Below are 12611 nucleotides of genomic sequence, written 5' to 3'. Positions count from 1 at the left end.
CCGCTCGTCCTTGACGAGCAAACCTAGGAGCTCGGCTGCTCGTCTCCTTCGACCGCTTTGCGATGAGCTTCCAAGCGATCGATTTCCGTATCCAACTTCTGGATTTCTCGATCGATCGTCGACTTCTCTTGCTCGCTCGCAGTGGACAGCTGAGACTGCAAAGTCTCCTTCTCCTTCGCCAAGCGCGTGCGCTCGAACGCAAGCTTCTCCAACGCCTCCGCTTCTTCGGCCTTGTCGAAGATTCTCTCCTCAGGCGAGTCATCCCGCTTCATCGAGGGAGGAGCGACCACGTCCTGCTGCGGCATGATTCGCTGCCCGTCTTTCAACGGGCGCTGCATCATGGCGGATGGCGACAGGATCTCGATCCCTGCCTGGTGCAGCGTATTCAGCGTTTCGATATGTAGATCGGAACGTTTGCTCACGAGCTGCTTCACCTCCTCCAGCAACCCGGCCACACGATAGCTCACAGAAAAGTCGCCCAGCTCCATCACGCGCACGAAGGGCTCTTTCAGGCCCGCGGCTTTTGCGGCTTCGATCAACAGCCCCTCAACCTTCGCCTGATGTACGTCGTATCCGAGCGACACGGACGCCGAGATGATCGTGCCTGAGTTTCGCACCACGGTCACAGGGTTCGTGACCAGAAATAGATTCGGCAGCGTGGTCAGGTCTCGATCCTCAGTCTGTATTTCCGTGTGAAAAAGCCCGCGGGCCGAGACTCGACCAAAATGCCCGCCCACTCGCACGAAGTCTCCCGATCGAAACGATCCAATCGATCGAATCATGAAGCCCGCCATGGCGTTGGACACGAACGTGGTGGAGGACAAGGCGATGATGCCGGTCAAGACGAGACCGAACAATCCGAGCAACTGATCCTTGGTCGCATCCTTTAGCGGAAGGGCGATGATCAACGCCACGATTCCCACCGCCAGGAGACAGAGCATAAGGATCGGGCGCGAAAAGTTGCTGTGGGTGCCAAACCTGGCGTCTCGCTTTTCGTAGACCCACCGCGCCACTAGCAGCGTCACCGCCACCACGACTAGGGTGACGATGATGGGCAGGTAGGCGGAGAAGGATCCAAGCTCGGGCATCGCTGACAAGAAAAGAACCCAAGACGGACGCCCTGCCAAGCATCAAAACGCCACCTGGCGATCCCTCTACTCTCCGTGTTCGACGCGTGTGAGCTCGCTTAGATCGTAATCGCGACGAGCGAGCTCCATACGGAGCGTCTGGTACTTCGTATCCGAAATCTGTGACGAGCGTGTCATGATCCAAGCCATCTCCTTGCCCGGATGACCGATCACCGTCTCCCCGTAGTCTGGACTCACGTACAATATGTAGTAAGGCGACGTGAACAACCCGAAGAAACGCATGCGCCATTCGGCATTTGTCTTCTCGTCATGCACCCAACCGGTTGGCGTCATGGTCTTGAGCTTGCCATCAGGCCCACCCTTGCGAAATCGGTAGGTGGTCTCGATCTTTCCAGACTCATTGAGTTCGTAAGTCTCAGTGGCTCCATAGGCGTTTCGGTCGAGAAAGGTCGGCGTGTATCCATGCACGTACCACGTGCCCATGAATCGATTCAGGTCTACGGACGCTGCAAGTTCCTGATTCGGCATCTTAACGCTCCCGGTGTTGCAGGCGGCGAGCAGCCCTGCCATTGCGATGATTCCAGTTAGCCATAGTAGTTTCCCTTTCATTTGTTTCTCCTCTCCGCTTGCAACGGCCGACCTCGGCGAACGGTCTAGGCTTTCTTGCTATGCAGCGTTCCAAGTCCGCCATCTACGCCGAGCGTCTGACCAGTTATCCAGCCCTGTTTTCCGTCTAGCAGCCACGCGATAGCCCGAGCGACCTCCTCCGCTTCACCGATACGACCGAGAGCGTGCATCGATTGCGACGCTTTGAGCATCATCGCATTCTCGGTCAACCCACGCGACATCTTGCTCCGCACCAACCCCGGAGCCACGCAGTTTACGCGAATCCCGTAGGTGGCATAGGTCGCGGCAGCGGAAAGCGTGAGACCGATGACTCCAGCCTTGGCCGCCGCGATGGCTTCATGATTGGGAAATCCTTTTCGAGCCGCCGCCGAAGATACCAGCACGATCGATCCACCTTGCTTCATCATGGGTTTCGCCACAGCTCGCAGCGTGGCGAAACAGGAGGAGAGGTTGAGAGCGATGACGTCCTCGAACTCCTTCCGGCTCGTAAGGTGCGCAGCTTTCAGCAGTATCGACCCTACGCATACAGCCACGCCATCGATGCGCTGATAACGCTCCTGGGCCTTTCCAACCAAAGCATCGATCGAATCCCAGTCTCGAGCGTCGAACGACTCCAAATCCGCGCCCTGGAGAGCGTCCAAGGCTGACGCCTCGTCCAGGTCCCGCACTCCCGCGCAGACGCGATGCCCCTCCTGTAGAAGCAGCTGGGCGGTTTCACTGCCGATCGATCCACTCGCTCCCAGAATCAGATAGTTTCTCTTTTCCATTTCAGACTCCTATTCCATTGGAAATGCGCCTTCGCAGCTCCTTCGTGGTTTTAGCAATTTCGTCCTTCTCACCGTCGGAAAGTCGCTTCACGTTTCTCAATTGCATGCCCATCCTAGCGTTATCCGACAGCGTTTTTTGATGTCGTGTCAGAAAATCCCAATACAGGACAGTGAATGGACAGGCATCATCGCCGCTACGCTTGTCCGGTCGGTAGCGACAACTGGAGCAGTAGTTGCTCATGCGCTGGATGTACTTTCCGCTCGCGACATAAGGCTTGCTCGCCATCACCCCACGGTCCGCAAACTGCGACATGCCAAGCGTATTAGGCAGCTCGACCCACTCGACCGCGTCGATGTAGACCGCGAGATACCATTTGTGCACGTCCTGAGGCCTCACTCCATACAGGAGGGCGAACAATCCAGTGATCATCAAACGCTGAATATGATGGGCGTATCCATATTTCAACGTCTGCCCAATCGTCTCCGAGAGGCACCGCATCTCCGTTTCTGCGGTCCAATAGAACGCGGGAAGATCCTCCTCCGCCCGCAAAGCGTTTCGCTCCAAATAGCCAGGCATGAACTTCCAGTAGATTCCTCGGACGTACTCCCGCCAGCCCAGCACCTGACGTACGAACCCTTCCACCGCCTCGATGGGAGCCGATCCATCCCGGTACGCCTTCTCCGCAGCTGCGACCACTTCCCCCGGATCCAGCAGTCGCACGTTCATCGCTCCAGAAAGAAGGCTATGGTGCAGAAACGGTTCGCCCGACCACATGGCGTCCTGGAATCGGCCGAAGAGCGGAAGTTCGTGTTCGATAAACTCCGTCAACGCCTCCAAGGCCTGGGAGCGAGTCACCGGCCAGGAGAACAAATCCAAACTGCCCGGATGGTCGCCAAAGCGACTCTCTACATCCGCGATCGCTTTTCGCGTCAGTTCGTCGGGCTCAAAGCGCAGTCTCGCCCGCAACCGCTCCGGCCCCTCCTTGCCAAACGACTCCCGGTTGCTGGCGTCGAAATTCCACTTTCCCCCCGCCGGCCGATCACCGTCCATCAAGACCCCATGCTCTCTTCGCATCTCCCGATAGAAGTACTCCATGCGCAACTGCTTGCGTCCTTCGGCATGGGACTCGAAGCGCTCCCGCGAGCAAAAGAAGGAATTGTCCTCGCGCACGCTCGGTGAGACCCCATGCGACGCGCAAACCTCCTCGAAATCCTTCGCCAGTCGATATTCCCCGGGCTCCACCATCACGACTTCCTCGAGATCGAGCTGCTTCAAGGAATGGTCAAGCGCCTCCTTCAGTCCACCGGTCCCTTTCCTATCTCCAATTTCCTGATACGATACGTCGTATCCGTCCGCCAGAAGCTCCTCTCGAAAATGCCGCATCGCCGCGAAGAAGAAGGCTGTGCGCTGCTTAGACGACCACGCGTATTCGCTTTCTTCCGACACCTCAGCCATGCAAACCCGATCGCGCTTCTTGTCGAAGCCCTGAAAGCTCGCCAAGCGTGTCGAAAGCTGGTCTCCGAGAACAACCACCAACCGTCGGATCGATTGCTTGCGGTTTCGACTCATTGAACCTCCTCGCTTTTCATCGCCGCCACTTTCTCCTTCCAGATCAGTCCGGTGCCTATCGCAAAGAAGAACGCCACTCCTGGTCCAAAAGCCCAGGCGACCGATCTCAGGGCCTGGTGGCTCTGTTCGGCGGCTCCCTCTTCATACCCGATCGCCCCCAGGAAAAGCCCGGAAACCGCCAGGCCGCCCGCTCGCGCCACCTTGGTCGCCATGCGCCAAAGCCCGTAGTAAGAGCCGCTCAGGGATCGGCCCATGCGCGAACCGTCCGACTCCACCACATCCGAAAACAAGGCCTCCAACAGTACCACGCTCGATGCGGCGATCCCTCCCGAAACGATGATAAACGCCAAGGGAGCAATCGCTTCCGGGGGCATCAGCGGATAGACTGTGGCGGTCAAGGCAGTGAGCGCCAGGCTGCCCCAAACGCAGAGGCTGCGCTTGCGAAACCGCTTCGACAGCCAGACCCAAAAAGGCGTGGCGACCATGACGACAAGGGAAAGGCCGATCAAAGCCACCGCCACTTGGTCATCGGAGAACCGCAACGTTCCCTTGTAGAAAATGAGAGCGAGACTAGCGTTGATCGCTCGTCCCATAGATATGAATACAAAAGCGCCCACGATGAGCAGGAAGCCGCGCGAACGAAATGCCGTTTTCCAAACCTCCAAAATCGATCCACCGGCGAGCGACTCCTCCGAAGGCTCGGCTCGACCAGAAGCCTTCCAAACCGCGGCGATCGCCGAGCAGGAAAACAGCAGCAACGCGCCGCTGATCCAATAGGACGCGAGGGATCGATTGGCTAGGAGCGCCTCGCGATCCCCCGTTTCGATCTCCACCCCCTGCTGCTGCGCCAATAGCGAAGGAATGCTCAATCCGACTATCAAACCCGCTCCGCTGAAAACCAGCCGCCAACCGAAAAAGCCCCCGCGATCCTGCGAACGCTTGCCAAGGTCGTTGATGAGAGCGAGATAAGGGACGATGCTCAGCGTCATCGCTGTATTCAGAACCAAATACCAGAGCAGCAGCTCCCCAAAGAGCTGCCATTGCCCGCCGCCGGCGCTCGGCGAAAACAATTGCGTAAACGCCAGCCCCCCCAGCAAAGCCCCAGCGAAGAGGTATGGCAGACGCTTGCCACGGGCGCTGGGCGCTGGAGTGCGATCCGACACGATGCCCATGAGGGGATCGCTTATGGCGTCCCACAACACCGCAAGCGCTAGAGCGACGCCAGCCCATACCGGATCCAGTCCGGCGGTCACGTAGAGTTCGAGCAGGTAGACCTGCAGCATCACCTCCACCGCGACGAGCCCGACCTCAGCGGTCCCGTATCCGGATTTCAACCACCCGCTAGGAGGACTGTGCGGGCTCCCGCTCACCGAGCCTCCGTTTCTCGCTGAAACCGCATCTCCCGGAGTCGCATGGGCATGGTGTCGATCAAGGCGAAGAACTCCGGCAGATCGAGCTCGCCCATCTGGCGGTCCTTTGTTCCCCCATCCTTGCCGATCAGCACGAACTCGCTCGCTCCCTCCCGCTCCACGGACGCTCCGCTCTTTTCGCCGAAAGCCAGCCGACGCCGCCATTCGTCCTTCTGCTCGCGCCGCAAATCCACTCCGTCGGCAATCGAAAGCTCCGGCTTGCCCACATTCACCCAAACGAGATCGCGCTCTTCGAAGTCCTCCCTCCATTCGAGCCAGCGAGCCCGAGCCGCCTCCCGCGCGGACTCGGACTCCAACTGGTAGACCACGATTCGCTTTTCCCAGCGAAGCGCCTCGATTGGGTCTTTCGCCATCCCCATGGCCGTGAACCATACACTACCGAACATCCCTATGACTTTTATAGCCTTCATCCCTCCAATCGCTCCCCCGAGCGCAGTTGTTCAACGCCTCCAACAGTTTTCCCTCCAGTGACATCATCTTGTTCAAATCGTGTTCATTTGATCACAAGACCGGCATAAATCAAGAAGAAGAACTAATTTTGACATAAGATTATTTGATTCACATATTGTTCACTTCGTATTCACGATCATGGCAAATCTACCGCTAGAGTGCCGCGGGATGAGTAAGTCCTTCGGCCCCAGAAACCTATTTCGAAACGTCGACCTGAGCCTGCAGTCCGGCGAGCGGCTTGCTCTGCTGGGGCCCTCCGGGGCGGGAAAATCCACGCTGCTGCATTGCATCAGCGGGGTGACGCCATTGGATTCCGGCAGCGTCACGCTGGCTGGACTGACTTTGAGCCAGATGGATCCGGAGCAGCTCGCCCATTGCCGACGCCAGCACATCGGCACCGTATTCCAGTTTTTCCATCTGCTGCCCACGCTCAGCGCCTATGAAAACATCGAGCTGCCCCTGCAGCTTCTGAACCAGGACGCCTCCCGCAGAAAGCGCCGCGTCGAAGCGCTGCTGAAACGGATGGGGCTGGAGAGCCGGGCGCACGCTTTTCCCGACGCCCTCTCCGGCGGCGAGATGCAGCGCGTCGCCATCGCCAGGGCCATCGCCCATCGGCCGGAAATCCTATTCGCGGACGAACCTACGGGAAATCTGGACCAGAGCTCCGGAGCCCGAGTGCTGGAATTGCTGCGAGAAATCACTGGCGAGGAAGGCACCGCTCTTCTGATGGTGACCCACAGCGAGGAGGCGGCCCGCATCTGCTCCCGCCGACTCACCCTAAGCGAGGGACAGCTGATCGCCGCGTGAAGTCGTCTCCCGCCAACTCCCGCATCGGCGCCCGCGCCTTCTGGTCCTTGCTGCACCGCTTCTCGCTGCGATACTGGAAGCGGCATTGGCTCAAGCTGGCTCTGCTGGTCGGCATCGTTGGCCTGGGCACGGGCAGCTTCCTAGCCATCGGTCTCGCCAATCGGGCCGCCACACGAAGCTTCGACCAGTTCGCCCAAACCGTGTCCGGTCGGAGCCAAGTCGTGCTCACCGCCAGCCTCGGAGCGCTTTCGCTCGAGGACCTCAGGGCGATTCGCCGGGCCCTGCTTGACAGCGAAGCCGCCCTCGCGCCGCAGCTCGTTCGAAACGCCCGACTGGCCGATCTCACCGAAAGCCGCTACGAAGACAGCGTCGTCACGCTGATCGGGATGGACCTTCTCGCTGCATCCAACTTTCTGATACGGTATGGAGCGAAAAGCGGCTTCCTCGCGCCTGAAGACGAAGAAGAGACCTCCAGGGCGCCGCGCGTCTTCACCCAGGAATCCGTGGCGAGCGAATATGGGTGGGCGCCGGACGATCAGATCCCACTCTACCTTGAGGACAAACGCATCGATCTCCGCTGGGCGGGAACCATACCGCAGCTCGACGAGAGCTACGAGAGCGCCGCCCGCGTGCTGATCATCGACTGGCAGGATCTGGCAAGCGCCCTGAGGTCGCCTCTGCAAGCGGACCGAGTGGATCTCATCTGGGCAGGAGAGACGCCTGAGGAAGAAACGATAGCCGAGGCTGTCGGCTCCCTGCAGCAGGCGAACCCAGGTCATTGGATCATCGAATCGCAGGCGCAGCGGCAAGAGAGCGGAGCGACCATGACGCTTGCCCTGCGCATGAACCTCCGAGCGCTTTCCGCTCTCTCGCTCATCGTGGCGATCTGTCTCGTTTTTCAAGCCATGGACAGCGCCGTGGCCCGTCGACAAGGCGAAATCGCCACCTTGCATTCGCTCGGCGTATCCACTCGACTGACACGGCGTCTCTGGCTCGCGGACGCCGCGTTCATCGGTTTGCTGGGCGGAACAGCTGGCCTTTGCTTCGGTTGGATCATGGCTCATGCCTCCACTCGTCTCGTTACCCAAACGGTGAATACGCTCTACTTTCGGGCCAGCGAGGAATCACTCAGCTTTTCGCTCGGTGAAGCCGCCACCGCTCTCGGCTTGACGCTGGGTTTCTGCCTTATCGCTGGCTGGTGGCCTGCCCGACAGGCCGCCCGATCGCCGCTGGTCGAAACCATGCGACAATCCGGACGCCGCTCCTCCTACTCACGCCTCGCCTACCTGATCGCCGCCGCCGTCCTGGCGTTTCTAGCCTGGCGGGCCTACCTGCTTCCACCCTTGCCCGCGGAAAACGGACACTCGATCCCCGTCGGCGGCTACGCCCTAGCCCTGTTTTGCATCGGTATCGCGGTTTGCCTAGCGTCCCTCAGCTTGGAAGGGTTGGGAGCATTGACGCGGCCGCTGGGCAGGAGCCATGCCACCCTTCGCATGGCCCTGAGCCAGTTTCGAAAACCAGTCACCCGGCATCGACTGGCTCTTTCAGGAGTGACCTTGTCCGTAGGAATGACCGCGGCGATGGTCATCCTCATCGGCAGCTTCGAATCCACAGTGCGGGCCTGGATCGGAAACACGTTGCAGGCGGATCTGTTCGTTCGCTCCAAAGCCGTCAGCTCCATGCATGATTCCGCAGACCTATCGATCGAATTGTATCGAGAACTTGAGCACGACGCCCGCGTCTCGGACATTGGCAGCATTCGATCCCAGAGCGTTCGTATTCAAAATGCTCCGACACAACTCATCGGGTTCGACACGGACTACCTCCACCGCATCGACCACACGACCTGGATCGACGAGCCAGAAAACCTGCTGGACCTCGCACGCGGGGACCGAGCGATCGTAAACGAAGCGTTCGCCAGTCGCTTCGACGCGAGCGTCGGCAGCGTGATAGAGCTGCCTTCCGCAACCAAGTCGACGAGCGTCACGGTGATCGGCATATACGCGGACTACGGAAATGAAAACGGGGCCATCGGCATCGACCAGCAGCCCTACGAGGAGCTGACCGGTCAACGGGCTCCTCGCGGCATCGCTCTGCATGTGGGGCAACCGCAGGAGATTGAGCCGCTCGCGGCCGAACTCCGCCAGCGCTACCCGGCGATCGAAGTGATGAGCAACCGCTGGCTGCGCGAGGAAACGCTGCGCATTTTCAATCGCGTCTTCTCCATCACCTACGCCCTGCAAGCCATCGGCCTGCTCATCTCAGTGGTTGGCCTCGGCTCCATGCTCGCCTCCCTGCTCATAGAACGGCGCGGCGAAACCGGAGCGTTGCTACGCATCGGCGTCAGTCCGCGACAGGGAGCTTTGGCCACTCTCTGGGAGGGACTGGGGCTGGCGACGCTCGGGGTGGCGAGCGGTCTCTCGCTCGGGGCCGCTCTAGGCCTGGTGCTCGTGTTTATCATAAACAAGCAATCCTTCGGCTGGACGCTCGCCCTGCACTTTCCTATCGGCTCGCTGGCCAGTCTGGCTGGACTGACCTTGGCTGGAGCCGCCTGCGTATCCTATTTCGTAGGACGCTGGTCAGCGAACCGCCCTCTGACGAACGAAGAATAGACCGATCGCCATGCTCAGCTTTTTCACCCGCATCACCTTGCTCTCCACGATCCTGGCAACCAGCCTGGCCTCTGGAGAAGACCGCGCTCCGCAGCGGGATTCGTTTCCGGCAGGCGACTTCGACCAAGAGGGATTCGCCATCGCCACGCCGGGAGTCGAGCTCCGCTTTCCGCGCGATCATGGCAGCCATCCGTCCTTCAAAACCGAGTGGTGGTACCTCACCGGACACCTGAAGTCGGTAGACGACGCAATCGATCTCGGCTTCCAGCTCACCTTCTTTCGCTCCGCGGAAGAGGCGAATGGAAAACAGCTCTACATGGCTCACGCCGCGGTGTTCGACAAACAAAGCGATCAATTTTATCACGAGGAGCGGCTCAATAGTGATCACTGGAACGCTCACGCGAGCGTCGGCGAATTGGACGTCTTCAACGGCAACTGGCACCTGCGCATGGTGGATGCGGATACGGAGCGCATGTCCGCCCGCTTCTCGCTCGCCCAGTTCGGAGCGCTTTCGCTGGCCTTCGTCCCCCTCAAGCCCCTCACCCTCTTCGGCCAGGAGGGCTACTCCCGCAAAGGCGACCAGGTCGGCGACGCCAGCTACTACGCCACCTTCACCCGTCTCGGCGTCACCGCCGAGGCCACCATCGACGGTAGAAGCCACGCCTTGAGCGGCTTGGCCTGGATGGATCACGAGTTCAGCAGCAGCCAGCTCTCCCCCGGGCAGATCGGCTGGGACTGGACCAGCCTCATCCTTGACGACGGAAGCGAGCTCATGGCCTACGTGATGCGGCGCGAGGATGGGCAAACCGATCCCCGCTCCACGCTGACCCTGATCGATCCGGACGGAGCGACGACTCGTTTCGACAGCGAGTCGTTCCGCTGGGAGCCACTCCGCTACTGGGAGAGCCCGGACTCCGGGGCGCGCTATCCCGTGGAGTACAAAGTGTCATGGGATTCTGGCGACAGATCCGGCAGCGTGGTGGTGAAGCCCTTTGGCGACCGTCAGGAGCTCATCGGAGCCTTGGCCGACTTCACCTATTGGGAGGGAGCCAGCCAAGCCTTCGACTCGGAGGGCAATACGATCGGCATCGGCTACACCGAGCTCACCGGATACGCCCATTCGCTCTTCGGTTCATTCTAAAACGCTCCCATCGCGCAAACCTCTAGCCTCCGCTCAGGACGGCTTGCCACCCATGCGCCCCGATCAGTAGATTTCTCGCTGCCTGTCGCCATCCCCATGCCGACAAAACTGGCCTTCACTCGTGACTTCTCTTCAGGCGGTCGCGCCTACTCCGACGCGACCGCTGGTGACGAAGAAACGTCCCTACTACCCCTATACGTAAATTCGTTTTCCCTAGGCTGCGAAGCGAGTCGCGGCGAGTTCTCCGTGCAGCATGCGCAGGGCGAGCAGCGCCTCCGAGCGCTCGGCGAATCCCCGGTAGGGATCGGCGGCGTCGAGAATGTGCATCACCCGGCTCTCCACCAGCGAAAGGTCCGACTTTCGCTTGCTCAGCTCGCGGCGAATGGTTGGAAACTCCTGAACCACCACCGTGCGAAAGCTCATCGGCATCCATGTCTCCCGCATGGTCGCGTCCAGGAGGGCCAGCAATCGGAGCAAGAGAACATCGTGAACAGTCGCCGCTTGTTGAGTCGGGCGAATGGTTTCGTCATTCCCTACTCTCGTTTCTGTCAGCGATTTAGTGTTCATCGTATATTCCCTTTCTAGAGTTGTATTTCAGTTACTCGCGACCTGCTTGCCGCGTTCAGTCGTCCTTGAGCATCCGACGCGCCAACCGTTTCGCCTTGCCGTCAACTAAGGCCCCAAAAAAATGGTCGAACGTGCCGACGAGCGCATTCGATCGCCTGGTCGACGAGTCGCCCTGCCGAACGTTCGCTCCGATTAAGCCTTGCTCGCGCCTTCCCGCTCAAAAAGAATCAAAGCCCCCTATGAAGCTGCCCAAACACCTTCGCCCCACCCCACGGATCTTCATCATCGCGGCCGCTGCAGCGTTGCTTTCCGCCTGCGGTCCCTCGGAAGCGGACCTCAAGCTCCCTCCGCCGCCCAAAACCGTCACCGAGGTCGATTTGGAGCGCTTCGTCGGCGAGTCCATCGGCGAGCCGATCGGCGAGCGTCGCCCCTGGGTGGCCCACGTGCGGGCGGTCGATTTGGACGAGGACGGATTGCTCGACGTCATCGCCTGCGAATCGAAGGACAGCGAGGTCCTTTGGATACGCCAGCAGCCGGACGGATCCTTCGAGGAGATCGTCATCGCCTCCGACGCCCAAGCCCCCGTGCACGCGGAGGTGTACGATCTGGATCTGGACGGAGACTTGGACGTGCTGGTCTCCAGCATGAACATCGTCTTTCCCAACAACGACAAGATCGGAGCCTTGATCGCTCTGGAAAACGACGGCTCGGAAAACTTCACCCAACGCATCCTGCTGGAAAAGGTGGAGCGCGTGGTCGACGCCCGGGCGGCCGACATGGACAAGGACGGAGACCTGGATATCGTCGTCGGGCAATTTGGATACGACCAGGGAGAAGTTCGCTGGATGCGAAACGATGGAAACTGGAACTACACCAGCGAAATCACCCTCCGACTTTCCGGCACCGTCAACGTGACCATCGACGACTACAACGGCGATGGCTGGCTCGACTTCGCCGCCCTCGTCTCCCAGCAGTGGGAGGAAATCCACCTCTTCGAAAACGACGCTCAAGGCGGCTTCAGGAAGAGCCGCGTCATCTGGGGGTCCACCAATGACGACTACGCCATCAGCGGCATGAGCTCCGCCGACCTCAATCGCGACGGCAAACCGGATCTCGTATTCACAAACGGAGACGGCTTTGGCCCCAATCCCGTCCCCGGCCCCCGTCCCTGGCACGGGGTGCAATGGCTGGAGAACAAGGGAAACGGATTCTTCAAGTACAACCGCATTGGAGATCTCGGCGGCGCCTACAGCCCCCTGGCGGTCGATATCGACCACGATGGCGACATGGACGTGCTCGCCCTGAGCAGCTTCAACGACTGGTCGAACCCCAAAGCGGAATCCATGATGCTGTATCGAAACGATGGCGACATGAAGTTCACCCCGGTAGTGCTCGCTTACAATCCCATACAACTGCTCACGCTCGACGCTGGCGATTTCGACGGTAGCGGCCGGTTCAGCCTAGTCACCGGAGGTTTCCACGCCTACACGCCCTACGAGAGAATGAGCCGGCTCATGATCTGGCGTCCGCAAGAGTAACGTTCACCCCCACC

Annotated in this window: 11 protein-coding genes; 4 read left to right on the top strand and 7 right to left on the bottom strand. The window is 60.0% G+C overall.

The genetic code is table 11. The features are described 5' to 3' along the window. Positions 1–23: 23 nt before the first annotated feature. The 6 genes from QEH54_RS05610 to QEH54_RS05585 all read right to left on the bottom strand — a co-directional run bounded on the left by QEH54_RS05610 (position 24) and on the right by QEH54_RS05585 (position 5835). Positions 24–1088: a mechanosensitive ion channel domain-containing protein gene (locus QEH54_RS05610; RefSeq protein WP_309017660.1), complete on the bottom strand. Its 1065-nt coding sequence runs from the start codon at positions 1086–1088 to the stop codon at positions 24–26. 66 nt (positions 1089–1154) lie between these two features. Continuing rightward, complete coding sequence (locus tag QEH54_RS05605) at positions 1155–1697, bottom strand: lipocalin family protein (RefSeq protein ID WP_309017659.1); 543 nt, start codon at positions 1695–1697, stop codon at positions 1155–1157. A 44-nt stretch (positions 1698–1741) separates the two neighbouring features. Then, positions 1742–2482 carry an SDR family oxidoreductase gene (locus tag QEH54_RS05600; RefSeq protein WP_309017658.1) on the bottom strand — a complete coding sequence of 247 codons (741 nt, stop codon included), beginning with the start codon at positions 2480–2482 and terminating at the stop codon, positions 1742–1744. Position 2483: 1 nt separating this feature from the next. Then, positions 2484–4052 (bottom strand): cryptochrome/photolyase family protein, encoded by a 1569-nt coding sequence (locus tag QEH54_RS05595; protein WP_309017657.1) that lies wholly within the window; start codon positions 4050–4052, stop codon positions 2484–2486. Further along, complete coding sequence (locus QEH54_RS05590; protein WP_309017656.1) at positions 4049–5386, bottom strand: MFS transporter; 1338 nt, start codon at positions 5384–5386, stop codon at positions 4049–4051. The genes QEH54_RS05595 and QEH54_RS05590 overlap by 4 nt, the downstream gene beginning before the upstream one ends. A gap of 32 nt (positions 5387–5418) precedes the next feature. Further along, positions 5419–5835 (bottom strand): DUF4174 domain-containing protein, encoded by a 417-nt coding sequence (locus tag QEH54_RS05585; protein WP_309017655.1) that lies wholly within the window; start codon positions 5833–5835, stop codon positions 5419–5421. A gap of 265 nt (positions 5836–6100) precedes the next feature. Here QEH54_RS05585 and QEH54_RS05580 point away from each other — a divergent pair, with 265 nt between their 5' ends. Genes QEH54_RS05580 through QEH54_RS05570 form a run of 3 tightly spaced genes read left to right on the top strand, consistent with a single transcriptional unit; the run spans position 6101 to position 10492 of the window. Further along, positions 6101–6739 (top strand): ABC transporter ATP-binding protein, encoded by a 639-nt coding sequence (locus QEH54_RS05580; RefSeq protein ID WP_309017654.1) that lies wholly within the window; start codon positions 6101–6103, stop codon positions 6737–6739. Then, complete coding sequence (locus QEH54_RS05575) at positions 6736–9351, top strand: FtsX-like permease family protein (RefSeq protein WP_309017653.1); 2616 nt, start codon at positions 6736–6738, stop codon at positions 9349–9351. The genes QEH54_RS05580 and QEH54_RS05575 overlap by 4 nt, the downstream gene beginning before the upstream one ends. Before the next feature lie 10 nt (positions 9352–9361). Continuing rightward, positions 9362–10492: a lipocalin-like domain-containing protein gene (locus tag QEH54_RS05570; protein ID WP_309017652.1), complete on the top strand. Its 1131-nt coding sequence runs from the start codon at positions 9362–9364 to the stop codon at positions 10490–10492. A gap of 213 nt (positions 10493–10705) precedes the next feature. On the opposite strand, the gene QEH54_RS05565 is transcribed toward QEH54_RS05570, so the two are convergent. Continuing rightward, positions 10706–11059, bottom strand: a complete 354-nt coding sequence (locus tag QEH54_RS05565; protein ID WP_309017651.1) for a hypothetical protein — start codon at positions 11057–11059, stop codon at positions 10706–10708. A gap of 239 nt (positions 11060–11298) precedes the next feature. Here QEH54_RS05565 and QEH54_RS05560 point away from each other — a divergent pair, with 239 nt between their 5' ends. Then, on the top strand, positions 11299–12597 hold the full coding sequence (locus QEH54_RS05560; RefSeq protein WP_309017650.1) for an FG-GAP-like repeat-containing protein: 1299 nt from the start codon (positions 11299–11301) through the stop codon (positions 12595–12597). Positions 12598–12611 lie beyond the last annotated feature (14 nt).

It is taken from the genome of Pelagicoccus sp. SDUM812003, assembly GCF_031127815.1.
Lineage (GTDB): Bacteria > Verrucomicrobiota > Verrucomicrobiia > Opitutales > Opitutaceae > Pelagicoccus.
This window is presented reverse-complemented; position numbering and strand designations above follow the sequence as displayed.